The 24,246-nt window shown below is 70.8% G+C and carries 19 protein-coding genes and 1 pseudogene; 9 read left to right on the top strand and 11 right to left on the bottom strand.

The window, feature by feature from the left end; all coding sequences use genetic code 11:
- Window position 1: 1 nt before the first annotated feature.
- From EV384_RS26400 to EV384_RS26380, 5 genes are read right to left on the bottom strand one after another with little or no spacing between them, the layout of a single operon-like run.
- Window positions 2-1,984, bottom strand: coding sequence for a hypothetical protein (locus EV384_RS26400; RefSeq protein WP_130337467.1), 1,983 nt, complete (start codon window positions 1,982-1,984; stop codon window positions 2-4).
- Window positions 1,981-3,117, bottom strand: coding sequence for a VWA domain-containing protein (locus EV384_RS26395; protein ID WP_130337465.1), 1,137 nt, complete (start codon window positions 3,115-3,117; stop codon window positions 1,981-1,983). The genes EV384_RS26400 and EV384_RS26395 overlap by 4 nt, the downstream gene beginning before the upstream one ends.
- Window positions 3,114-5,381 (bottom strand): DUF5682 family protein, encoded by a 2,268-nt coding sequence (locus EV384_RS26390; RefSeq protein ID WP_130337463.1) that lies wholly within the window; start codon window positions 5,379-5,381, stop codon window positions 3,114-3,116. The genes EV384_RS26395 and EV384_RS26390 overlap by 4 nt, the downstream gene beginning before the upstream one ends.
- The gene (locus tag EV384_RS26385) at window positions 5,381-6,520 is read right to left on the bottom strand and encodes an ATP-binding protein (protein ID WP_130340835.1); all 1,140 of its coding nucleotides are present in this window, start codon (window positions 6,518-6,520) and stop codon (window positions 5,381-5,383) included. The genes EV384_RS26390 and EV384_RS26385 overlap by 1 nt, the downstream gene beginning before the upstream one ends.
- Window positions 6,521-6,531: 11 nt before the next feature.
- Entirely contained in the window at window positions 6,532-10,158 is a 3,627-nt protein-coding gene (locus EV384_RS26380; RefSeq protein WP_130337461.1) for a DUF4132 domain-containing protein, read from the bottom strand.
- Between the two features lie 444 nt (window positions 10,159-10,602).
- Between EV384_RS26380 and EV384_RS26375 the strand changes: the two genes are divergently transcribed.
- A complete protein-coding gene (locus EV384_RS26375) occupies window positions 10,603-11,904 on the top strand; it encodes an MFS transporter (protein ID WP_130337459.1) in 1,302 nt (433 codons plus the stop codon).
- A 326-nt stretch (window positions 11,905-12,230) separates the two neighbouring features.
- Here EV384_RS26375 and EV384_RS26370 read toward each other — a convergent pair whose 3' ends face one another.
- Together EV384_RS26370 and EV384_RS36915 are read right to left on the bottom strand one after the other, a co-directional pair.
- Window positions 12,231-13,586, bottom strand: a complete 1,356-nt coding sequence (locus EV384_RS26370; RefSeq protein WP_423202919.1) for an MFS transporter — start codon at window positions 13,584-13,586, stop codon at window positions 12,231-12,233.
- A gap of 378 nt (window positions 13,587-13,964) precedes the next feature.
- Window positions 13,965-14,087, bottom strand: a complete 123-nt coding sequence (locus EV384_RS36915) for a hypothetical protein (protein ID WP_278045647.1) — start codon at window positions 14,085-14,087, stop codon at window positions 13,965-13,967.
- A gap of 292 nt (window positions 14,088-14,379) precedes the next feature.
- Here EV384_RS36915 and EV384_RS36910 point away from each other — a divergent pair, with 292 nt between their 5' ends.
- Window positions 14,380-14,505, top strand: coding sequence for a hypothetical protein (locus EV384_RS36910; RefSeq protein ID WP_278045646.1), 126 nt, complete (start codon window positions 14,380-14,382; stop codon window positions 14,503-14,505).
- Between the two features lie 391 nt (window positions 14,506-14,896).
- Here the strand turns inward: EV384_RS36910 and EV384_RS26365 are convergent, their stop codons facing one another.
- Entirely contained in the window at window positions 14,897-15,100 is a 204-nt protein-coding gene (locus tag EV384_RS26365) for a cold-shock protein (RefSeq protein ID WP_130337457.1), read from the bottom strand.
- Between the two features lie 382 nt (window positions 15,101-15,482).
- Between EV384_RS26365 and EV384_RS26360 the strand changes: the two genes are divergently transcribed.
- The 7 genes and pseudogenes from EV384_RS26360 to EV384_RS26335 all read left to right on the top strand — a co-directional run bounded on the left by EV384_RS26360 (window position 15,483) and on the right by EV384_RS26335 (window position 20,051).
- The gene (locus EV384_RS26360) at window positions 15,483-16,931 is read left to right on the top strand and encodes a DEAD/DEAH box helicase (RefSeq protein WP_130337455.1); all 1,449 of its coding nucleotides are present in this window, start codon (window positions 15,483-15,485) and stop codon (window positions 16,929-16,931) included.
- Window positions 16,932-17,177: 246 nt separating this feature from the next.
- Entirely contained in the window at window positions 17,178-17,768 is a 591-nt protein-coding gene (locus tag EV384_RS37105) for a DUF309 domain-containing protein (protein ID WP_130337453.1), read from the top strand.
- 204 nt (window positions 17,769-17,972) lie between these two features.
- Window positions 17,973-18,260, top strand: a complete 288-nt coding sequence (locus tag EV384_RS36440; RefSeq protein WP_242624301.1) for a hypothetical protein — start codon at window positions 17,973-17,975, stop codon at window positions 18,258-18,260.
- Between the two features lie 61 nt (window positions 18,261-18,321).
- Window positions 18,322-18,543, top strand: a pseudogene (locus EV384_RS37400) (ANTAR domain-containing protein); the annotation flags it as partial.
- Between the two features lie 14 nt (window positions 18,544-18,557).
- On the top strand, window positions 18,558-18,689 hold the full coding sequence (locus EV384_RS36905) for a hypothetical protein (protein ID WP_278045645.1): 132 nt from the start codon (window positions 18,558-18,560) through the stop codon (window positions 18,687-18,689).
- A gap of 54 nt (window positions 18,690-18,743) precedes the next feature.
- Window positions 18,744-19,061 carry a hypothetical protein gene (locus tag EV384_RS26340; RefSeq protein WP_130337451.1) on the top strand — a complete coding sequence of 106 codons (318 nt, stop codon included), beginning with the start codon at window positions 18,744-18,746 and terminating at the stop codon, window positions 19,059-19,061.
- Between the two features lie 489 nt (window positions 19,062-19,550).
- Entirely contained in the window at window positions 19,551-20,051 is a 501-nt protein-coding gene (locus EV384_RS26335; protein ID WP_130337449.1) for an inorganic diphosphatase, read from the top strand.
- Between the two features lie 69 nt (window positions 20,052-20,120).
- Here the strand turns inward: EV384_RS26335 and EV384_RS26330 are convergent, their stop codons facing one another.
- The 3 genes from EV384_RS26330 to EV384_RS26315 form a co-directional block, all read right to left on the bottom strand.
- Window positions 20,121-21,674 carry a GH25 family lysozyme gene (locus EV384_RS26330; RefSeq protein ID WP_130337447.1) on the bottom strand — a complete coding sequence of 518 codons (1,554 nt, stop codon included), beginning with the start codon at window positions 21,672-21,674 and terminating at the stop codon, window positions 20,121-20,123.
- A 461-nt stretch (window positions 21,675-22,135) separates the two neighbouring features.
- Window positions 22,136-22,969, bottom strand: coding sequence for a helix-turn-helix transcriptional regulator (locus EV384_RS26320; RefSeq protein ID WP_130337446.1), 834 nt, complete (start codon window positions 22,967-22,969; stop codon window positions 22,136-22,138).
- Between the two features lie 43 nt (window positions 22,970-23,012).
- Window positions 23,013-23,930, bottom strand: a complete 918-nt coding sequence (locus tag EV384_RS26315) for an SDR family oxidoreductase (RefSeq protein ID WP_278045644.1) — start codon at window positions 23,928-23,930, stop codon at window positions 23,013-23,015.
- Window positions 23,931-24,246: the final 316 nt, after the last annotated feature.

Genomic DNA, 24,246 nt, shown 5'->3' with positions numbered 1-24,246 from the left:
CTCAGCACAGGTCGAGTGCCACGTCCACCCGCAGGTAGGCATCCACCCACGCCCGCACCGCGACCTCTCCCGGGTCGGGGCCGAGCGTCGCGGCGAAATACTCCACGGCTGCCGCAACCCGGTGCAGGCCGAGCCGCGTCAACCCGCGGGCCGCGCCGCGTAGGCGGTCGGGGTATGTGGCCGGCAGGTGCAGCAGTCCCTGGTGGGCGACGTTGGTGAGCAGCGTTCGACCGTCCTCGAGCGCGGCGGCCAGCCCCCCGGGGTCGTCGTTCGGGTCGGATTCGAGGTGCGTCGCGGCGGCGGGGGCCAGCTCGGGCACGACCAGCGCGCCGTCGATGCTGAACGCCAGCGGGTCGATCACCACACGGCCGCCCGAGCGGTGCACGGTGCCGCTGATGTACAGGATCGGGCCGTGTGTGCCTGCGAGTGCCGCCGCGATCGCGTCGAGCCGGCCGGGTGCGGCGACGCTGTGGGTGGCGGTGACCGTGGCGGGGGTGCCGTGCGTGTCCACGACGATGGCGTCGAGGCGTTGCTGGCCGGGCGAGTAGGTGACGTTCAGGACCTGGGCGACCTGCACGACTCGTACCAGCTCGGCTTCGATGCGCGGCCGGACCACCCGTGGCGGTAGCGCGTCAAGCTCAGCGGCCAACGCCTTGATGTCTCGTACCACGAGGGTGTCGGGCAGCGTGTCCCACCGCCCCTGAGACGGAGTGACCGTGGTTTGCGCGACCCGGCTGGTGGCAAGGCGGACAGCCCGGCTGGCGCTGCGCACGGCGGATTCGGTGACCAGGTTGCCGGCGGCCAGCGCGCCGACGGTGGCGCTGGCGACTCGCCGCCGGGCCAGGGTGGCACCGTCGGCGTCCCCGTCCCAGCTGCGCCGTACCACCAGCACGGTCGCGGTGTCGGCGTGCGCGTAGAAGATCTCCACCACGCGTTGCTCGCCGACCGCGGACACCCGGGCGCCGAGGGAGTCGAGCCGGACCCGGCGCAAGGGTGTCTCCGCCGCCTCCTCGGTGCCGAGCACCCGCGCCCGCAGGCTGGCGCCGCCGTTGACGACCGCCCGGTGGCGCGCGTGCAGCTCCAGGATCAGCCCGGCCAGCGCCTCGGGTCGGTAGCGGGCGCTGCGTTCCTGGTACGCCGTGAGCTGCTCGCTGAGCTCGCCGACCGCCAGCAGTGGCCAGCGCAGGCCGGCGGTGTCGAGACGGCGCTCTTGGTCGGCCAGGGCTGCGGCGATCCCGGGCCCGAGGTGTACGGCGCCGTCGCGCAGCACCGTGTCTGCGAGCACGAGCGTCGGTTCGAGCCCGGAGCCGCCCTCGTTGCCCCGGCCGCCGACCTCGACCTGTACCTCGGGTACGTCGGGAGCGCGCTCGTCGGCGACCCGGAAAGCCCACACCGCGAGCGCCACCACGTCGTCGCGGGTGCCGGCGGCGGCGTCGGTGTGCACGAAACCGAGGTCGTGGGGGACGAGGAAGCGCACCGTCGCCGAGCCCAGCTCAACCGACGGGACGGGGTCGACGGGGGTGGGCCGCCGAACCCGGGCCAGGTATCCGGCGTGTTCCGCCCGTCGGGCCGCGGCCACCAGTCGGGCACCGATGTGGCCGGTGAGCTGCTCGTCGGTGAACGCGCCGGGGGACCAGTAGGTGACTTCCGATGCCGTAGCGCTGACGCTCCCGGTGCCCTCGGCCGGGGGAGTCACGCCCTGGTGGCGCTGGTACGCCAGGACCAGTCCGATCAGATGGCGGCAGACGCCGCTGGCGTCGCAGGAGCAGGTGCCCGAGCTGAGACCGCCGGTCGGGAGGCTGCTGCTGGTGCCGTCGGGGAACGTGCCGCGTACGGTGCCGTCGGCGTCCACGACGACGGCCGATCCGGTGCGGTCGAGTTCCTTGGTGGCCCGCTTGACCAGTCCCCGATTGGTCAGGGCGGCCAGTGATTCGGGGGTCAGGGCCAGCAGGTCGCCGCGGGTCGTGACCTGGTCGGTGCTCACCGGCCCACCTGCTCGGCGACGAAGGTGGCGAGCTCACCGGGTGTCATTGCCCCGACAGACGCGCCGACGTCGGCGAGGCGTTGCGCGAGCGCCCGGTCGTAGGCCGGGTTGGCCTGCTCGTCCAGCGCGGCCAGGCCGAGCACTCTGGTGCCCTGCTCGACCAGGCTCCGCACGGTGCACACGAGACGTCCCTCCGATCCACCCTCGTAGAAGTCTGAGATCAGCGCGACGATGGTCCGCCGGGGCTGCTCGATGAGCTGCGCGGCGTAGTCGACAGCGCGAGCGATATCGGTGCCGCCGCCGAGCTGGACCTTCATCAGCAGCTCGACCGGATCGTCGACGTCGCTGGTCAGGTCGACCACATCGGTGTCGAAGGCGATCAGGTGGGTGCGGACGCCGGGCAGTCCCCACAGGCAGGCGGCAGTGACGGCGGAGTGAATGACTGAGTCCGTCATCGAGCCGGACTGGTCGACCAGCAGGATGACCTGCCACTGGTCGACGTGTCGGCGGGTGCGGGAGAAGAAGTACGGCATGTCGATGTACAGCCGCCGGTCCTCGACGCGGTAGTGGGCGAGGTTGTTGCGGATGGTGCGCCGGACGTCGAAGTTGCGTGCCTGCCGGAACCGGCTGGGTCGCCGCGCCCGGGCCCCGGTGAACGCCGCCCGCACCTCGGTGGCCAGCCGCTCGGTGAGCTGGCGGACGACCGTTTCGACGATGCGCCGGGCCAGTCGCAGGACGTCGGGGTTCATCAGGTGCTTCGTGCGAAGTACCGCCTTGAGCAGGGCCGGGTTCGGCTCCACCCGCTGCAGGACGGCGGGGTCGGTCACCACGTCGTGGATCTCGTACCGCTCGACGGCGTCGCGTTGCAGTCGCTCGACGGTCTCCTTGGGGAAGAGCCGGGTGATGTCGTCGAGCCAGGTCACCGTGGTCAGTGTCGAGGCCCCGTCGCCGCCGTGCCGGCTGCTGCCACCGCGCCGTACGCCCCGGCGATCGAGGTCCTCGTCTCGTCCGTACAGCCAGTCGAGGGCAGCGTCGCGCGCGCCTGCCTCGGCTGAGAGGGCCTGGCCGCCGAGGCAGGCGTTGCCGGCCTCGCCGAGCACGAGCCGCCACCGTTCGAGATCGGGATCGGTCACGCGGACACCAGTCCTTCCCGGGTGAGGACCACGTCGACCCGTTGGTCGAGAGCGCGGCCGGCGGCGACCAGGTCGGGCGCGGTGGGCAGGCGCAGCAGCGCCCGGGCCGAGGCGGCGACGCCGCGTCGGGAAAGAACATGCCGGGCGATCGTCTCGCGCTCGCGGGGCGGGAAGTACGCGAACGCCTGCCGCAGGGCGGGCAGGGCGACGAGGAAGTCATCCTCGCCCATGCCGCTGACCAGGTCGTCGAGCAGGCCCAGGACGCCGTCGGCGGCGAGGACCTCCTCGCGGGCCAGCGCGAACAGCCCGGCGAGCCAGTCACCGACCGACGCCGGGGCGTACGCGCCGCGGACCGCGCGGACCGGCTCGACCTCGGCGCGCAGCGACCAGCCGAAGCCGAACGCCGCGCCACGCAGGTCCGGTGGCGCGTCCGCGTCGGCGGCAATGCGGGCCGCGACGTCGAGGGCCGTGCCGGGGTCCAGCGTGAGGGCGGGGCCCGCGTGCACGAGCGCGTCGCGGACCGCCACGAGCGCGTCGATCCGGGGCCCGTCGGCCGGTGCGATGCCGCCGCGCACACCCTCGGCGAGCCACAGGATCCGCTGCACGCCGGCCGCGATGACCGCGCCCAGGGTGCCGCTGCGGGCGGCGCCCAGCAGGTGGTCGTGCCGCCACAACGCCAGGGCGACGGCCAGTACCCGACCGAGCGCACCGAGGTCGGCCGCGGCCGCGACCGCCCGGGTCACGTCCTGGAGTATCCGGTCGGACAGGTCGCCGCTGCCGCAGAGGGCGGCGTCGAACAGGGCACCCGCCAATTGCGTCACGTCACCGGCAGCGGCGCCGATTCGCTCGGCCAGCACGGCGGTCGCCGCCTCATCGAGCTCCCGGCCGTAGCCGCCGGCCTCGATGAGGGCGGGCAGCCGGTTGTCGTCGGCGCGTACGGTCCAATCCTCGTCAAGGACCGGGTCGATGCCGGTGGCCGGGCCGGCGTGCCGGGTGAAGCCGGGGATTCGCAGGACCCGCAGCCGGTGCAGGATGCGGCTGCGTTCGCGGTCGGTCACGTCGGTGAGCCGCAGGCGTACGTCGCCGGGCCGGTCGAGTCCGTGCCGTTCCAGTTCGGCGTGGGCGTTGTGCACCAGCGGCGGCAGCGGGGTCGTCGGGTGCAGTCGGCCGACGCGGTCGCCGCTGAGCGCGGCCACCATCTCGACGATCGCCGGATGGGTGCCGGCGGTCAGGGTGCCCCGGGTCGACCAGGGCAGAGCCACGTCGAGGGCCTCGTTGACCAGCGCGGCGGCCAGCCCGTCGAGGATGTCGACCCGGGCCGGGTGCTGGTGGCCGCGGATCCGGGCGAGCCCGTCCGCGGTAGCTCGCGCCGCGATCAGATCCGCTGTCGACACCGGCTGCCGGCGATCGCGCAGCCGCCCGACCACCGCGGCGACGAGGTGGTCCGCGGCGGCGTGCGGCCCGGCGTCCCAGAGCTGTTGGTAGTAGTCAGGCGACGGCATCCCGGACTGGTAGCCGTCGAAGGCGTCGAGCCGCCGAAACGAGTACGGCACCAGGTAGCTCCCGCCGGTCGCACCGTTGGGCATCCCGGGCATCGCCGGCCACACCGTGTCCGAGGTGCCGCCCTGAGCGGTGAGCCGGATGAGCGCCGGCCGGTGGAAACCGCCGGTAACCACCACGACCGGCCGATCGCCGGCGTCGGCCACCGCCGCCCGCACCCAGCGGGCCATGTACTCCTCCCGCTGGGTGTCCTGCGGCCCGGCGGCCGACTCGCCCCGGACGAGGTCGAAGTAGACGGCCAGCCGCTCCGCGAGATCGTCGGCTGGTGGCACCTCGAACAGGTGATCCCACAACGTGTCGACGTTGTCGACGGCGAAGGTGCGGCACAACCGCTCCACGACGTCGGCGTAGCGCTGCTCGGCGTCCGCGTACCGGTTGCGCCGACCGGCGAACGCCGGATGCCAGGCGGGCAGATCGATGAAACGCACCTGCGCGGCGACCTCCCGGCCGGCGCTCAGCGCCACCCACTCCGGGGAGTACGCGCAGAACGGCGCCCAGGAGGCGTGCTGCCGGTCGGCGTCGCGGTAGCTGGTGAACACCGCGACCGGCAGCTCATGGTCGAGCAGCAGCTCGTCGAGCCGGTCGTTCATGTCGGCCGGGCCCTCCACCAGCACGTACGCCGGCCGCAGCTGCTCGATCGTGTCGACGACGAGGCGGGCGCAGGCCGGACTGTGGTGGCGTACCCCGATGAACGTCGCCCCCATCAGCCGGGCAGCAGGTGTCGGGCGTCGTGCAGCTCCCGCCAATGCCCGCCGGAGCGCCAGCTGATCTGCTGTTCGAGGTAGCGGCGCAGGCGAGCCAGGTCCTCGGGGTTGTCCTTGGCCGCGGTGCCGGCCAGGCAGGACACCAGGTCGGCGGCGGTGCCGGGCTCGCCGCGCAGGAACCAGCCGCGCAGGCCGACGGCGTGCGCGACCGACACGGCCTCGGCGGTGCTCATCACGGCAGACAGGCGGTCCATCGCGTCACCCCGGACGGTCTGACCGGTACGCAGCTCACGGAATGCGGTGACCAGCACCTCGAGGATGTCGCGGCGCGGCTCGGCGGTCACCCCGGAGCGACGCAGCAGCGTCCCCGCCTCGGTGGCCACCAGGGCCAGCTCGGTGTCCAAGTCGGCGATCGGGAAGACGGTCTCGAAGTTGAACCGCCGCTTGAGCGCCGAGCTCATGTCGTTGACGCCGCGGTCTCGGGTGTTCGCCGTCGCGATGATGTTGAACCCCTCGTGGGCGAACACCATCGCGTCGTCGCCGGTCAGCTCGGGCAGCGCCAGCACCCGATCGGACAGCGGTGACAGCAGGCAGTCCTGCACCTCCAGCGGGCAGCGGGTGATCTCCTCGAACCGGACCACCTTGCCCTCCGCCATACCGCGCAGCAGCGGCGCCGGCACCAGGGACCGCGGCGACGGCCCCTCGGCAACCAGCAGGGCATAGTTCCACGAATACTTGATCTGGTCCTCGGTGGTGGCCGCGCCGCCCTGGATGGTCAGGGTCGAATCGCCGCTGACCGCGGCGGCCAGCAGCTCCGACAGCAGCGACTTGGCGGTGCCCGGTTCGCCGACGAGCATGAGCCCTCGGCTGGTGGCCAGGGTCACCAGAGCCCGGTCGATCAGCGACGGATCGCCGACGAACTTGCGGCGGATGCCCGCCGTCTCGTCGCCGACGATAAACCGCCGAGCCGCCTGCAGACTCAGCGCCCAGCCGGGCGGTCGCTCCGCGGTGTCGTCGGCGCGCAGCCGCGCCAGCTCGTCGGCGTAGCGCACCTCAGCCGGCGGCCGCTGCACCCGCGGCGCGGCGCCGCCGGCGCCGCCGGGCGCACCCGGGGTACGGGGCGCATCGGTCCCGGCCATGTCGGCCACTCTCATGCGGTGATCTCCTTGAGGTCGCGGATGATCTCGGAACGGGTGACCGGGTCGAGTTCGCCGAACGACGCCCCCCGCTCCCGGTCCCAGTACCGGTCCTGGGCGCGCCGCACCCAGATCTCCTCGAGCTTCTGCTCGGCGAACTCGTTGACGACGCCGACGGCGATGCCCGGGTCGAGCCCGATGACGACCCCACCGCCATCGGGCAGCGGGCGCTCGACCCAGCCCTGGATGCCGGCGTCCTCCGGCGCGGTGCGGTGCCAGCCGCGGCGCTCCAGCCCGAGCAGTTTGCCGACGTGCACCGTGATCCCTTCGAACCGGGTCAGCCGGTGCGCCGTCAGCTCCTCCTCGGTCAGCGTGTGTACCTCCCGGCCGAGCTGCGGGAACGGTTGCAGGATCTCGTAGTCGCCGAACAGCTCCCCCCAGGCCGCCACGCTGCCGCCCAGCTCCAGCGGGTGGGCGACCCCGACCACGGCGTCATCGCTGAGCAGCACCGGGTCGTCATCCACATTGGCGAAGGTGCGGTCCTCGGCCACCCGCAGGGCACCGACCAGCGCGCCCTGCTCGTCGTACCGGCCCCACACCAGCCGCCGGACGAGGTGCCAGAGCAGCGGATGCCCGACGAAAAGCTGGCGCAACTCCCCGCCCGTCCACCGCCGCTGCGTCACCATCGCCTGCTCCAGCCGGCGGATCTGCTCCGCGGCGATCGTGCGGACGTCCTTCTTCAGGCCAGCGAACCGCCGGTACGCGGCCGGCGCAAGCGTCTCCTTCACGCCGGGCTTCGGCAGGTCCTTGCGGCGCTTACCGTCGGCGTCCCGTACGTAGGGTTTGAGCTGCTCGTCGAAGCCCACCACGAACTGGCGGGGCCCGTAGTCAAGCGTGAGGCTGCCAGTCGCGTCGAGCCCCAGGTCCGGCACCAGCCGGTCGGCGAGCTGCTCCGGCTCCAGCCCCAGCCCCGCCGCGACCTCCCGCATCTTCTCGCTGGCGCGCTCCTTGAGGCCCTTGAACTTCACCTTCTGCGCGATGCCGTGCAGGTGCATCAGCGCCACGTCGGTGCCGATCGTGGCGAGCACGTCGAGGCCGGTGACGGCTCGGGCGTGACCGCCCTCGCCGGGCCACGCCCGGATCACCGGCGCGAGCCTGCGTACGACCTCGTCGTCGCCGACCAGGGCGAGCGCCTCGAGCACCCAGCTCTCCTTGGCGGGGCTGCCCGCCGCCTGCCAGCTGAGGAACAGCGCCCAGGCGAAGTCGGCCAGGCTGTGCGGCTCGCAGAGGTCCTTGACCACAGCCACACCGGCGTACGGCTCGCCGAGGCGCGACATCGCGAGCATGGTGGCCACGTGAGCCGTGACGGGCAGCGGCAGCGCACCGGAACCGTCGCGCATCCGGAGCCGCGGCAGCCGGGCGGGGTCGGCCCACTCCGGCAGCCGGGGGATCCGGGCCGGCAGAAGGTCCAGCGGGTCGACGGCCAACAGCTGGTCGATCCCGGCCGCAGCCTCCGGACCGTACTGCTTGGCGGCGGTGCGGATGTCCTCGGCGTACCCGTTGCCAGCCAACGCCCACAGGGCCTGCTCAGCGCGGCGCCGCTCGACTCCGGGCCGGCCCAGCCCCGGCGGTACCAGCGCCCGGGCGGCCGCCGCAGCGTGCCGGGCCAGCCAGGCCAGCGCGGCCGGCCGCGACGACTTGAGCCGGCCGAGCCAGTCGGCCATCAGAATTGCGATCTCGGGAGACGTGTAGGGGAGCAGGGCGCCGGCGATGGTGGCGGGGCTGCGCCGGGCGGCGTCGAGGGCGGCGGGCAGGGCGTCCAGCTCGAAACGCCCCACCACGATCGGCATCCAAGCGGCACCATCCCACAGGTCACGGGCGCGCCACTCGCGGATCAGCGGGCGGGCGATCTCCTCGGGCGCCCGGACGAAGAAGTCAGTCGCCTCCCACCAGCCGGTCGCGCCGTTGCGCACCCGGGTGGCCACCGACTCCCAGGTCCGGTCCTGGTTGGCCCAGGCCCGGCGGTGGCCGGTGGCGTCACGCCAGGCGTCCCGCTCGCCGGGCGCCCACACCATGGCCGGCTCGTCGGCGCAGACCAGGCCCTCCACCACGACGGGCCGGCGAGCCGCCCGCTTGACCAGCCACGGGGGACGGACCATCAGCTCGGGAAGGGCCTCGGTGGGCGCTTCCGTCACCGCGACGGTGTCGGCCAGAACGGCCCGGATCCGGCCGGCCACGTCGTCCGACAGGGTCGGCAGCACCCGCTCGACCACGGCGAGGTGAGCCAGCGCGTGCGCCGGCAGCAGGTCGCGCACGCCGCGTCGCGGGTCAGCCGCGAGCAGGCGCAGGGCCCGAGCGGGGAACCGCCCGGCGGCGTCGAGCAGGGCGGCCGGCACGTACTTGCGGTCGAAGCGGTCGAGCAGCAGCCGGAACGGCTCGTCGCCGGGCAGCGCGGCCAGCGCCGCCAGCAGCCGCCGCTTGCCGTCCGCCTCGACGTAGGCGTCGTCGAACCAGCGGGCCAGGATGGGCGCCGCCGCAGCGCCGACCCCGGCGACGAACGAGTACACCAGCGTGGCCGACCGCACCGTCGAGTAGTCGTCGGCGAGGTCGGCAAGCCGGGCGGCATGCGACGGCGTGGTCACCACGGTCAGCAGGACCGCCGCCAGGTTCTCGTCGCCGGCGGCCGTGACCGCGGCAACGGCCTCGTCATGCCAGTCGGTCTCGGTCGGCGCGAGGAAGGTCGCCGCCACCCGCTGGTGCAGGGTGCCCTGCCGGTACGGGCCGAGCGCCTCGAGGCTGGCGGCGTACTCGTCGTGGGAGGCGGCGGCGAGCGCTGCCCGGACGCGGCCGGCGATCGTCAGGCCGGCCTCGTGTACCAACCACGCGCGGGCTTCGTGCGGCCGGAGGCGGTGCAGGGGCAGCGCGGCCTCGCTGTGGTAGTTGCCGCGATAGTCCCAGCCCACGGAGAGCAGTTCCGCCGCCGCGGCGGTGGCGAAGGGCAGATCGTGGTCGGCCAACCACAGATCCGCGAGTACCCGCAGGTCGTCCTGCTGGCGCCAGGTGGCCCTGGCCATCAGGGCGGCGGCGACCGCCGCTGCCCCCAGCGGGGACGGCGTTCCGGCCAGCACGTCGAGGCCAGCCGCCGCCACCTCCGGGTCGGTCTGGCCGTGCCGTAGGGACTGCTCGATGCGCTCAGAGTGGGTGGTGAGCAGCGCCGCCGCGTTGGCCCGGGCGGCCGCGTCAGGCCAGCGCGCTGGCACGCCGGCACCGCCCCGGCGGGGAAAAAAGCTGCGACGCCACGAGGACGGCACCACGAACGTGTCCTCATCGGCTACCGCGACGTCGGAGACGGGCACCGCGCTCGTGTTCGGATCGGCGACCGCCGGCTCACCGCCGGCGCGAGACGCGGTCCGGCGTTGGTCGACGGTGTCGGACTCGACGTAGCCCTTGCCCAGCTTCGCCGCGACCAGCCTGTCGACGTGCGCGATGGCGGCGTCCTCGGTGGTGAAGGTCCTGCTGGTTGTCTGGCCGGTCGTGCCCTTCCGGCCGTACCGGACGACCACGTCGACGCCGTCGCGGGTAACCTCCCAGAACTTCGAGGAACTGCCGCCCACGAAGTCGAAGCTACGGCTGCTGACCACTCGCGGAACCTCCTGCACTGACGTCAACGGCGGGCTGCCCCCCCACAGCGCGCACCAGCTGTGGCGACCCCGGCAGGGGCGCCGGGGAGCGCCGTCCAACAGCGGACACACACCGGTTGGGCGGGCAGTCGGCACACCATAGCGATCACTACCGACACGTTCCCTGCCGATCGGGTATCCGCCTCGCCCCACTGCCGTTGCAGGCCTACCGCAGATTGAAACAGCTCACTGTCCTGTTGCGCACCGCCGCGGGCTGAGGTGCAGTCGGACCTTCCCGTACCGGAGTGTCGTTCGAGCTGTAGCCGCCGGACTGGACTCTCGGCGGTCGCTTGGCGGGGCGGCGCCGAGGATTCTGGAAGGGCAGTCCGGGTCGTCGAAGCGTCACGCGCAGGCAGATGATGGGACCGGTGGCTGCCGGTCCCACGCCGGGCGGAGGTGTTGGTGGTGGCGCAGACGGACGCTCGGCGGGAGGCGCCCGGTGATGGTCGGTTGGTGGTTGCGTGGCAGGCCGTAGCGCCGTACCGGCCGCTGATGGCGCTGATGCTGGTCAGTTCCACGGCGTCGTTCGCGGCACTCGGTGTGCTGTCCTTGTTCGCGCGGGACGAGTTGGGCGCCTCGGACACCATGGCGACGATCAATTTCGCCGTCGTCGCTCTGGCCGGCATGGCCGTGATGCTCACAACGGGCCGCTTCTCCGACCGGGGCGGCGAACGACGGGTGATCATCTCGGCGAGCCTCGCGTGGCTGGCCGCCGGCTACGCGATCCTGGCGAGCGTGCGGTCGTACCCGGCCATGCTCGCCGTCGGGGTCGTCTTCTTCTGCGTGGTCGGCGTTCCGAACGTGCAGCTGATGGCCTACACCCGCGACCTCGTTGAACGCCGGAACGACACCGCTACCTCCACCGCTGTGATCGCCGCGATGCGCATCGTGCTGTCCATCGGTTCGTTCACCGGATTCGGCGTCGGCGGTCTCGGTCTGGCCTATCTCGGGCCACGTCCGCTCTTCCGGGTCGTTTCGGTCGTCTGCCTCGCCTGTCTCGCGCTGTCGTGGTATCTGCTGCGAGCGGGCGACACCATCGCCGCCGCGACACCGCACCCGGTCACGGGTGAGAACATCGGCGACAGGGGTGGTGTCCGGACGAGGCCGGCTGGGGGTCAGCGGCTACTGCTGATCCTCGCGGTCGTCATGGTGCTGTTCTCCAGTGGACGCATCATGCTGCTGTCCCAGTTGCCGATCCTGATGCGCGTATCCCTGCACGCCCCGCTGCAACTGACCGGGCTGGCGCTGGCGCTGCCACCGCTGTGCGAGCTGGTACTCATGCCGATCATGGCGTACGCCGCCGTGCGGTGGGGCCGCGGCACAGTGTTCCTGGTGGGCGGTGCCGCGAGCGTGGCCTACTACGGCGGCCTCGTCGTCATCACCACACCCGGGCAGCTGATGCTGCTGCAGATCCTCTACGCGCTGTTCGGCGCCGCCACGGTCATGGTCGGCATCGACCTCGCGCAGCGGTTGATGGTGGGGCGTGCCGGCACGGCGACGTCGATATACCTCAGTCACGAGAACGTGGCGGCCATCAACGGAAGTCTCGTGGCGACCGTGTCAGTTGCCGCGCTGGGACACCAGGTCGGCTTCCTCGTCCCGGCGACGCTGTGTCTGGTCGCCCTCGGGCTCAGCACGTGGGCCTTCGCCCGGCATCCAGCAGCATTCGACCTTCGTCGCAGGCCACCGCCCGTGCAGCGGCCCTGATATCCGCTCGGACGGGATGGGACTCATCACCGGCATACCGTGCGAGATGGCCGTCAACCAGACCCGAGGAATCATCAACGCATACGCCGAGGGCGCCCGTCCGGCCTCGCACCCCGGGCTACCTGGTGCTCGGTACCGCAGCTCCACGCACTCACCCTTCCGATCCGCCAGCCCTCGGAGACAGGTGAGCTGCAGACGCCCGGCCCCACCTTCAACGCGGCTGGCCATGCGATCGCGTCAATCATTTCGTGAACGGTCCTGCGTCCGACGGTGTCCGTCCGACCGGCGCACAATCAGCGTCGCCACCCGGCACCTGTCGTTCTGGCTCAGTCTTCTATGTTCGTTGACGTCAAGGCTCGGCCCGCGTCAGACGACCGGCAGGGGGATGACGCGCCGCCGGTTGTGGATGGTTTGTGGCGCAGGATGGTGAGACCGGCTGCGATCACGCCGAGGGCCACCGTAGCCGCAGCGCACAGGAGCAGCGTCTCTCGGGCGCCGATGGTGGCTACCAGAGGGCCGCCGAGCAGGGTGCCCAGTGGCACCGCCAACACAAGGACGGCACCGTTGGCGGCTAGCACCTGGGGGAGCTTGGTGGTGGTGGTGCTGCGCTGGAACAGCGCCATCGTGGTTGACATGTACGGCGCCCAGATCAGGCCCGCGAGGGCGAAGGCCGGCAGCGACAGGCTGATGGGTGCGTCCAGGCTGAGCGGGAGCATGGCGGCGCCGAACCCGATGACGATGCCGAGGGTGGTGGGCCACAGCGACCAGCGGTGCAGGTAGCCGGCGGCCAGACCGCCGAGGACGCCGCCGATACCGAACGCCGTGTAGTAGATCCCGAGCACTGCTGCCGAGGCGTGCAGATCCTCGGCGACGCGGATCGGCATGGCCACGTACACCGGTCCGAAGAGGAAGAAGAGCCCGAAGCTCAGTGCCAGTAAGCCCAGCAGGGTCCGGTTGTGGCGGATGATGCCGAAGCCGGCGGTGCGCGAGGCGGCGGCCTCAGTTGGTTCGGGTCGGTCGGCAGCGGGAATGGCGAGGCGATAGGTGAGGGCCAGGACGGCGAACGTGACCACGTCGACGGCGATGACCCACACCGGGCCGGCCCAGCTGATGAGGATGCCCGCCAGTGGAGGCCCGACGATGGTGGCGGACGCGCCGATGGTGGTGAGCACCGCGTTGGCCGGCAGGTGGTGCCGTTGGGGGAGGACCTCGGCGATCAGGGTGAAGCGCCCGGCGGAACCCCACGAGTGCAGCAGCGAGGACACGGCGAGCAGCGTCACGTACAGCCCGGTGTTGAGCACCCCGATCAGGTAGGCGGTCGGGATCGCCGCGAGCGCCCCGGCCCGCAGGATCGCATCCCCACCAGCAAGCTGCGCACCACTTCGACCGCTCAGAAGCCGGCCGAAGATCACGGTGCCGGCCGCACTGGGCAGGGTGTATGCAGCTACGGCAATCGCGATCCACATGCCGCGCTGGGCCTGTGGCGCGAGCTGTAACGCCAGCCAGGTCACCGCAACCAACGCCATGCCATCGCCCAGCGCGGACAACGCCAATCCGGGCAGGACACGCCGCAGCAGGGGATGACTGACCACCGGCCAGTAGGGCGAGGAATGCGGGAAACGGGGCGTCGCTGTGTCGGACGGCATGCTGCCACCCGACACCGCGCAGGTCATCGATATCAACAAAGATAGCTACGAGCGAAATCGGCTCTCGGCAGAAGGCCGAGCCCGGTCCGGGCTGCAGCGCCGCACCCTGCACCTCGCGACGTGGGAGCCGGCCCCTGGGCCAGGCCGTCGCCAGGTTGTCGGAGGTCGTAGAGCGAAGACCAACACCACCGATTGACCGCCTGCCGCTGCCCCTTGTTGACTCGCGCATCGCTGCCGGCCGTCGCGGCCGCACATTCGATGAGGATGTCACCGCGATCGGGTACGCCCATGTCCAAATCGACGCGCCCGGACCTCAGCAACTAGAAGCGGTCGGCGGATCGCCCCTCGTGGAACAGCCGCCGGCCGGCGTCCTGGACGACCGGGTGGGCCTGAAACGAGAGCCGTTCCAACCGATCAGCTTTTTTCCCCGTTCTCGACCTTGATCGGGATCTCCTTCGCGCCCGGCATGATGTCGCCGACCTTCGCGGTGATCTCGAACATCCCGTCCGCGTACCGGGCAGCGATGGTCTTCTCCATGACGCCCGTCGGCACTGGGATGGTCCGGGAGAACGCGCCGCGGTGACGACCGGGCCGTCGAGGGAATCGCAAGTGTGGGGCGCAACGGCCCCGCGCGGCCCGCGTGCTACCGAGGACTAGGCTATGGACATGGTCGTCTGACCATAATTTTCTTGGCTCAGGGTGGCCAATCGACCAGGCATCGCCTGTTGTCCACGTGTTCCGTCCGGCAGATCGCGCTTGGCGCGGACATCGAAGTCGCCGCCGACCTGCGGCCGATCCACCATCCTGACGTTGCGAGGGAAGGGCCGTTATGGCGGACAAGTCTCACCAGAAGAGCAATGTGAAGAAGCAGGGCAAGACTTTGAAGGAGAAGCGGGCGGCGAAGAAGGCCAAGCACGCGGACAAACCTTCGTCGATCCCGCCGACCGGCCACTGAACGAATGGCACGGCCGTCGGACGTGCGAACTGACGTGGCAAAGACAATTGGTACTGTCTATCGCATTTGCGCCCCCGCCGTGCATGCTTGCTCACCTGCAGGGCAGGTCGCCATCCAGGCGTCGTGGGGGAGGAGACGGTCGGCCCACCAGCGGATGACGCAGTGAGCCGACCGTCGCTTGAGGCGCCCCTACGCCGCCGGCGTCACGGGAGAGCGTTTAGCGGCGAGGCGCTGGGGACTGGGCTCGCGCACGCCCGCGTGCCCAGCGGGATTTCTCGACAGCCAGCTCAGTCGGGCGGTGTCGTCAGGTGCGGCTGCAGGAATCTGGGCACCCGCCACCGCGGCCGGGAGCCTGGTCGATCGAAGCTCACGACGGCAGCGTAAAGAGCGATCAGAGGACGCGCACCGCGGTCGCCTGTGGACCCTTGGCGCCCGGCGTGATGTCGAACTCCACGCGCTGATCCTCGTCAAGGCTACGGAAGCCGTCGTTGCGGATCTCGGAGAAGTGGACGAAGACGTCCTTACCGCCGTCGTCGACGGTGATGAAGCCGAAGCCCTTGTTGTCGTTGAACCACTTCACAGTTCCCTGTGCCATAACTGTCTCCCTCTTCGGAGTGGGGCCCGCGCCATGCGAGCCCGCTGGGCCGTCGTCGGCCGGCAGCGTCAACCCGTCGGGAGGAGGAGATGACAAACGCCCGCGGCACCTGACGCGCGGGCGTCACAGATCACCACAGACACGCAAAAACACCACCAACCGATGCAACCGGCCACCACAGCGTTAAATTCCCGTCCCCCACCCGCCGGTTCAGGACGGGCAACCTGGACGCCGCAGGCGCCCAAGTAACTCGCCGGCGCGGGTAGATTGGGTACACGGCTCGCATCGTTCTGCCTCGGGCCGGGTTTGACGTCGACCACCACGCGCCGCGACCGCTCAGGTCTGCGCCGGGCAGGACGACCCTTCCACGTTCGGAGATTTCATGGCGGCACGCCGCCCCCACACCACACCTTCGTCTACGTCCACCACGTTCACCGACCTCGGCGTACCCGCCGCGCTCACCGAGGCGCTTGCGGCCGGCGGTATCACCACGCCGTTCCCGATCCAGACGGCGACGCTGCCCGACACGCTCGCCGGACGCGACGTGCTCGGCCGGGGCCGAACAGGCTCGGGCAAGACCTACGCATTCGCCTTGCCCGTGCTGACCCGGCTGGCTGCCAGCACCTCGCCGCGGCGGCCCGGTCGTCCGCGTGCGCTGATCCTCGCTCCCACCCGCGAACTCGCTACCCAGATCGAGGCGACCATCGCCCCGCTGGCCAGGACGCTGTCGCTACGCACCCTCACCGTCTTCGGCGGGGTGAGCCCGAACCCCCAGGTCTCCGGCCTGCGCGCGGGCGTGGACATCCTTGTGGCCTGCCCGGGCCGGCTCGCCGACCATCTCAGGACGGGCCACGCACGTCTCGACGCGGTCGAGATCACGGTGCTCGACGAGGCCGACCACATGGCCGATCTCGGCTTCCTCCCCGTGGTTCGGCAACTACTGGACCAGACCCCGCGATCCGGCCAGCGGCTACTGTTCTCCGCGACGCTCGACGCCGGGGTCGAAGTCCTCGTGCGCCGGTTCCTCACCGACCCGGTCACCCACAGCGTCGATTCGTCGCTGTCACCGGTCGCGGCGATGTCGCACCACCTGTTGCATGTGAGCCATGACGACCGGCTTCCCGTCCTGGTCGATCTCGCGGCCGCGCCGGGTCGCACGCTGGTGTTCACCCGCACCAAACGCGGGGCGAAGACACTGACCCGCCGGCTCGTCGCCGCCGGGGTGCCGGCCGTGGAGCTACACGGCAACCTGGCCCAATCCGCGCGCGACCGCAACCTGCTCGCCTTTTCCGAAGGCAGCGCGAAGACGCTGGTCGCCACAGACATCGCGGCCCGCGGCATCCACGTCGACGGCGTCACCCTCGTCATCCACGCTGATCCGCCGGTGGAGCACAAGGCGTATCTGCACCGTTCCGGCCGAACGGCCCGTGCCGGCGCGCACGGCACAGTTGTCACGCTCATGACCGACGACCAGGTCGGCGACGTGCGCGAGCTGGCCCGCAAGGCGGGCATCGCGCCGACGACCACCCGACTGCGGCCCGGCCATCCGCTGCTCACCCAACTCGCCCCCGGTCAACGTTCGTTCGTCACACCACCGGTCGACCATCCGGCCGTGACCGACACGTCACGGCACGGCCGTTCACGTCGGAAGCCGAAGCCACTTTCCTCCGCCATGCCTCACACCGGATCCGTGTCACCGCATGGGACGTCATCGCCGCAGTCGGGCTCGGGCCGAGGTGGCCGTACGGCGGCTGCGGCACCCGCCCGGCCGTCGGGCGCAGCAGCCTTTTCCGCTCGAACCCACGTGGGCGCGCGCCGCGGCAGCCGCTGATGAGCAGGCCCTCTGTGACCACACCAGGGCGCAGCGTTGTTGGCCCGGCCTCCAGGGCGCCATGACATGGCTATCCGCCGACAGCGCCTCCGCCGCTCGCATGTCGTACTTTCGGCGTAGTGTGATGACGTCGTCGCTCGCCTCGTGCTTTGGGCCTGCAACAGGCGTGGGCTGCTGCGATCAGGTGCACCGGGCAGCGTTGAAGGGGGCGACCGTGTCGTCGCGAAGGGGTCCCGCGGTTCCGTCATGCTGGTTTGCCGGTCGGGAAGGTTCCGAGGGCGGGGGCTCGTGGTCTCACCGTCATGTCTCGCACCGCCGGTGGGCTGCTCCGGAGCCGAAACGGTGAGTTCAGCCGGTGACCGTGAGCGCGACAGGGATGTCGCGGGGCGCCCGCGCAACGCCCGCCCACGTGACGAACTGGGTCGACCCCTACCCCGCGGCGCGGCTGGGGTCGAAGGCGTTCCCGACGATCTCGCGCTATCTCCGGACGAGACGCTCACCGAGGCGCAGCGACTCCTCGACGCGGGCCGAGCGTTTCAGGCGCACGAGGTACTGGAGAGCACCTGGAAGGCTGCCCCAGGGGGCGAACGTGAGCTATGGCGGGGGCTGGCCCAACTCGCCGTGGGCCTCACACACGCGCGGCGAGGTAACGCAGTGGGGGCGGCGGAGCTCTTGAGGCGCGCCGCGGACCGTGTGGAAGGCTACGCCGACGCTGCGCCACACGGCGTGGACGTGGCTGGTCTCGTCGCCTGGGCGCGCGCTCTGGTCGTACGCATCGAGCAGGACGGCCTCGCCGTCTTGACGCGGGGCGACCTCACCCCACAACTTCGCTCCTGATCTTGACGGCACCAGCGGGACGTGCAGCCGGCCGAGGGGATGACCTGGCCGTCGGCGTACGGTACGGGTGTCGCCCAAGACCCCGGCGCCGTGAAAGTCCGTTGATGCCGGCCTCCATCGGTGGAAGGGGCATGGTGGTCGGGCTTATCTGGCGGACACCGCCGGTGTCACCAGGGGCGGACGTGCGGTATGCGGGGCTGCGGCGTGCCGGTCGTCGCCCGCGTCAGCGGACCGTCCATTGGCCACACAGCCGCGCTGCTGGGCCTTCATGCCACCATCCACGCGACGAAGATGAGGATACATACCATGCACATCGAAAAAACCGAGATCATTGCAACGCTGCGGTCCAGAGGTCTGCACGCCAGGGCCGACTGGGTCGACCGGGAACTGCCCCGGCTCGTCGACACGTACAAGAACGACTCACTACTCAGGACGCTCGACATCGACCCAGCCGCCATGTCACCTGTCGAGGTTGCATCGCAGCAAGGTTGAGCCGCCCCGGCTCACCGCCGCCGCGGCCGAGGTCGGGTTCGCTGCGGTCCACGCCCTGCCCATGCGCCTGCGTTCCGAGGTGATCGGCGTGCTGAACCTCTTCGACACCCACCTGGGCGCACTCGACGAAGGCAAGCTCCGCATCGGTCAGGCACTCGCCGTGGCCACCATCGGGCTGCTCCAGCACCGCGCCATCCACCGCTGCGACATCCCCACCGAACAGCTGCAGACCGCACTCAACAGCCGGGTCCTGATCGAGCAGGCCAAGGGTGTCCTCGCCGAGCGCTCCAGGTCGACGTGGGGGAGGCCTTCGCGCTGCTGCGCAACGGCGGCCGCAGCCACAACCGGCGGCTGTCCGACCTGGCTCAGGCGATCATCGACGGTTCCGAGCAGCTCGCGCCAGGAACGGCAGCCAACCTGTCCGCCTGACTGCCCGGTCAGGTCGATGCCGCCCGACCGCCACCGCCGGGCGGGCAACTGCCGATGGGAGTCGCGCTGCTGCTCGCCGCAGTGTTCGGCGTGCTGCTCGAGACCATGCACGCCACCATGCGGCGCATCATCCAGGTGCGGCTGCTGACCCGCAGGCACGGCACCCCCCTACACCACCGCCACCATCACCCGTCCAGACCGCACCGCCGACACCGCCGAGCCGGGCGCCGGCGTACCGGAGGGACGGATCTCCTGATCCGCTCTGCCGAGGACCAGCCGGCGGCCTGGGACAGGCATCCGTGCCGGATCGGCGTCGGCGGCGCCACGGTGCGGCTGGGCTGGTTCACGACCCCCCGGGGGCCGCGCTGGTGATCGTCACAGGCCCACGGGATCCCTCGCGACGGTTGGCACGATACGGCGACGACGTAGCCGTCTGGGAAACCGAAGGCGGCCATCTTCAGCCCGATCGACAACTCGCAGCGCCGGTCCAGATCTGAACGCTCCAACCGGTCCGGACCGGCGGCACGGGGGGCCGGTCTGGCGCGCGATACGCCGCCGCGTCGGCCGCATCCGGGTACTTCTCTTGGTACTCGCCCTGCTCCTACCTCTGTTGATCACCTCACTCCTGGACGAACTGATCTAACCGCAGCAGTCCCGCGTCGGTCGGATGCCGGCGGGCCCCAACCGCGGCGGAACACTCTCGGGTGCCCGCGTTCGCCCGCCGAACCAGTCGTTACAGCTACTGGCCCGCCCGTGTCGTTGTCCTGTTCGACACTCGCACGGCAGCGAGATCGCCGTGTTCATCACCGACCGGGCCGATAGCCGGTCACTAACTGAAGGTCCGAAGAGCGGAGCAACCGCATGGAGTTCGACGTCACCATCGAGATCCCCAAGGGAACGCGCAACAAGTACCAGATGGATCGCCAGACCGGTCGGATCCGGTTGGATCGCACCCTGTTCACCGCTACCCAGTACCCGGCCGACTACGGCTTCATCGAACACACCCTCGGCGAAGACACCGACCCCCTCGACGCGCTGGTACTGGTACAGGAACCGACCTTTCCCGGCTGCCTCATCCGATGCCGGGCCATCGGCATGTTCCGCATGCGGGACGAGAAGGGGCCAGACCCGAAGGTGCTGTGCGTGCCCACGGCTGACCCCCGCCTCGCGTACCTCGGCGACATCACGGATCTGGAACACTTCCACAAGCTCGAGATCCAACACTTCTTCGAGGTGTACAAGGACCTGGAGCCGAGCAAAAGCGTCGACATCGAAAGCGGGGTCTGGGCCGGCCGGACCGAAGCCGAGGCGGAGATCAGACGCTCACAGGAACGCGACCGCCAGCCGACCTCTGCCAGATGACCGCGCCAGGCCGAGCCACCTGTTCCGGTGGGGGCCGGAACGGCGATCGATGCACGGCTGGACGGGCGGTCAACTGGTCAACCGGAGGAACTTCTCCCAGGAGCCGATGGCGGTCCGGTTGGCGATCAACGGCAGGGCACCGGCCTTCTCCGCGGTCACGTACCGGTTGTTCGCGTTGGCCAGCAGGCTGACCGTGCCATCGGCGTTGGTGCTGATTCGGAACTTCTCCCAGGACCCCACCGCTGTGCGGTTGGCGATCAGCGGCGAGGCGCCGGCGTTCTCCGCCGTGACGTACCGGCCGTTGATCCGGGCGCGGAACGCCACGAACCCGCCCCCCACGTCGATCTGGTCAAACTGCTCCGAGGGACCGATCACGGTCCGGTTGGCGATCAAGGCGGAGGTGCCGCCGTTCTCCGCCGTGACGTACCGGAGGTTCACGTTGGCCAGCAGGTTGACAAGGACCGGCGGCGTGACGACGCGGAACTTCTCCCAGGAGCCGATGGCGGTCCGGTTGGCGATCAACGGCAGGGCACCGGCCTTCTCCGCGGTCACGTACCGGTTGTTCGCGTTGGCCAGCAGGCTGACCGTGCCATCGGCGTTGGTGCTGATTCGGAACTTCTCCCACGACCCCACCGCTGTGCGGTTGGCGATCAGCGGCGAGGCGCCGGCGTTCTCCGCCGTGACGTACCGGCCGTTGACCCGGGCGCGGAACGCCACGAACCCGCCCCCCACATCGATCTGGTCAAACTGCTCCCAGGGACCGATCACGGTCCGGTTGGCGATCAAGGCGGAGGCGCCGGCGTTCTCCGCGGTCACGTAACGGTTGTTGACGGTCGCCAGCAGGCTGGTCGCGGGACCGCCGAGCAGTCGGGCCAGAGCTGCCTGGTCGCCCTTGAAGACGTCCAGATCGGGCGTGGAGAAGTCGGAGCCGGGGATGGGGGTGCCCGCGGCGTGCTGCCAAACGGTGAAGGACGACCAGCCGGCCGGTAACGGCGGCGGATTCTGCGAGTAGTTGGCGATGAACAGCGGGTTCGCCGCGAAGCTCTGGCTGCTGGCCGTACAGGGATTCCACCAGTTCGTGTTGGTGTAGATCATGGCCTGCCGACCGGTGCGTACCGCGATCTCGGTGACGAAGTCCCGGATCCAGGCCACCAGTTGGGCGGGTGTCATGTTGTAGCAGTCGTTCAGGCCCCATTCGGTCCGGGGCCACTCGATGTCCAGCATCGGCGGGAGGCTGCGTCCATCGGAGACGTAGGGGGCGAAGCCGAGCAGGACGTCCGCCTGCTGCTTGCCGCTGCTCAGGTCAGGGCGGGCGCGATGGTACGCCCCGGTGTACAGGCCGTTGGCCCGGGCACCGGCATAGTTGGTGGCGTAGAAGGGATCAGGATTGTTGTGCGACACCGCTCGACCATCCTGCTCGCTGACCCGGATGTAGGCGAACTTCGCGCCGCCCCGGGCTACCGCCGCCCAGTCGAGCGATGGTCCCTGGAAGTAGGACACGTCGACGCCGGTGATCGAGTATCCGGACGGAGTGGGCAGCGCCTGGGCCGGCGACGCAACCCCGGCCAGCCCCACGAACCCCAGCGCCGCACCCAGCAGAACAGCAAGTCCTCTGCGTACCATGGCTCGCCTCCAGACACCGCCAGGGCTCGTGTGGACGAAGCGTAGCCGCGCCCTGGACGCGGAGACATGGGCCAGTAGTCCCTAGTTGCCGGCCGTCGGGCCGTTCGGATCGAGCGCGCGGTCAGCGAACGATCTTGAATTGAAGATCGGGGTGTTCAGCGGGCCCATCGGTCGTACCCAGATCGGCAGGACCACTTCGGTGCCCGGGCGGTGGAGATGTCGCCGAGGTCGATGATGTCGGTGTGGCCGAAGCTCTCCCGCAGCGCCGCGACGTGGCGATGGAGTTCGACACCGACCCACCCTGACGATCCACGCGGTTGAGCCGTTCCTGATCCCACCCGGTGTCGTCCACAACGCGCAACATCGGCACCGTCGAGACGATGATGCTCTCGACGTACTTCGTCGACGAGACGCAGCCGCTGGTCACCATGTGCGACTGAGCGGGCTCGCGAAGCGCCCCGTCAGATGCGCTGGTCGCCGACGACCGAGAGGAGCTGGAGCTTCTCGTGGCTCTCGCTGCCGGGTGTGGCGGTGTAGACCAGCAGCGCCTGGGACTGGTCGGGGTCGACCAGGGTCTGGCAGTGCAGCTCGAGCATCCCGAGCAGCGGGTGTTGGAGGCGCTTCGGCGCGCAGTAGCCGGCCGCGACGGGGTGCTCCCGCCAGATGTCGGCGAACTCGGGGCTCGTCGCCAGCAGCGCGTCGACGATCGTGGCGGCCCGTGATCCCTCGCCGCCCCGGGTGTACGCCTCGTGCAGGTTCGCCGCGATGAGCCGGCTCTGCGCCGGGTGCTCGTCCGTCGGGTGGAGCAGGCGCGAGGTCGGGTCGGTGAACCACCGGTAGTGCAGGCTGCGCGCCAGCCCGGTGTATCCCGTCTCGTCGCCGAGGAGCGCGACGGCAAGCCGGGTCTGCTTGAGGGTCTCGCCGAGGAGGTTCACCACCTGGGCGGGGGTGTCCTCCAGCCGATCGAGGATCCGCATCATCCCGGGATTGAGGTGGTCGCCGCGCAGGGCCCGCAGCGGGACGGCGTAGCCGCCGAGGCGGAACAGGTGGTCGCGCTCCTCGAGCGAGAGGCGCAGGCCGCGCGCGATCGCGGCGAGCATCTGCTCGGACGGGTGCGGGCCGCGTTCCTGCTCGATCCGGCTGTAGTAGTCGGTCGACATGTCGCTCAGAGCGGCGACCTCCTCGCGACGGAGCCCGCCGGTCCGCCGCCGCCGTCCCCGGGGAAGGCCGACATCCTCGGGTTGCAGCGCGGCGCGCCGCGACCTCAGGAAGCTGGCGAGTTGGGCCCGGTCCATGATCGTGGTTCTCCTCTGGGTGGCGGCGGCGGACGAAGGTCGGTCAGACGGTGGCGAACTCGACCCCGGCCAGCCGTTCGGACACGTCCCAGAGTCGCGCCGCCTCGGCCTCGTCGCGGGCCGACCGGTAGACGGCCAGCTCGGTCGGGCCGCCGGTGAACTGGCCGAGCCCGTCGGGCCCGTAGAACCGTCCGCCCAGCGCCTGCAGGCTGGTCGCCGCATAGAGGGCGGGCAGGAGACCCCGGTCGACGGTCTGCACGAGCACCCCCCAGCGCGAGAGCCGCCTGATGATCGACTCGTACGGCGAGGGCCGGCTGCGGCCGAGGTTCGGGCCGGAGGCGTACAGGTTGGTGAAGGTCGTGCCGGGGTGCGCGACGTTGCTGACGATGCCCCAGCCGCCCGCCCGGCTGCGCCGGTCGAGTTCCAGGCCGAAGAGCAGATTGGCCAGCTTCGACTGGCCGTACGAGCGGATCGGAGAGTACTTCCGCGTGCTCTGCAGGTCGTCCCAGTTGATCCTGCCGGAGCGGGCGGCGCTGCTCGACATGGTGGTCACCCGGGCGTGGCCGGCGCGGAGCAGCGGCAGGATCCGCCCGGTGAGGGCCAGGTGACCGATGTGATTGGTGCCGAACTGGAGCTCCAGTCCGTCAGCGGTGGTGTGCCGGGTGGCCGGCGTCATCACGCCCGCGTTGTTGATCAGAAGGTGGATCGGCCGGCCCTCGCGGTTCAACGTGTCCGCCAGCGCGCCCACCGAACTGAGCGAGGCCAGGTCCAGCTCCCGGGTCGAAGCAACGGCTCCCGGCGCGGCGGCGCGGATCCGCTCGACCGCCGCGGCGCCCTTGGCCGGGTTGCGGACCGGCAGCACGACCTCGGCCCCGGCGCGGGCCAGGCGTACGGCCAGGCCGAGGCCGAGACCATCGCTCGCGCCGGTCACCACGGCGAGCTTTCCCCTCAGATCCGTCACGTTCACGTCACCCACAACAAACCCCCTGGTCAGTACGTTCCGCTCGGCTGGGCAAGCCTGCCGCCGCCGAGCGCGGAGATCCATGCAGGGCCTGTCCAGGGATCGGCAGTACCTGGACAACCACCCTGAAACCGCTGTCTCCAGTACGAACTTCGCGGAGGGCGACCCGAGTCCGGCGGCGGGACGAGGGCGGCGGCGGGCGTCAAGGGACCGTCACCGGAAGCGCACGGATGTCGGCGCACGATGACGCTGGAGTGACGCCGATCCCGCAGACTCCCAGCTGAGGCGAGCGGACCTCGGGCAGCTCAAGCCCCAT

This window comes from Micromonospora kangleipakensis (assembly GCF_004217615.1).
In the GTDB taxonomy this organism is placed as follows: Bacteria; Actinomycetota; Actinomycetes; order Mycobacteriales; family Micromonosporaceae; genus Micromonospora; species Micromonospora kangleipakensis.
Note: the sequence above shows the minus strand (reverse complement) of the source record. Positions and strands in the feature narration are given on the sequence as shown.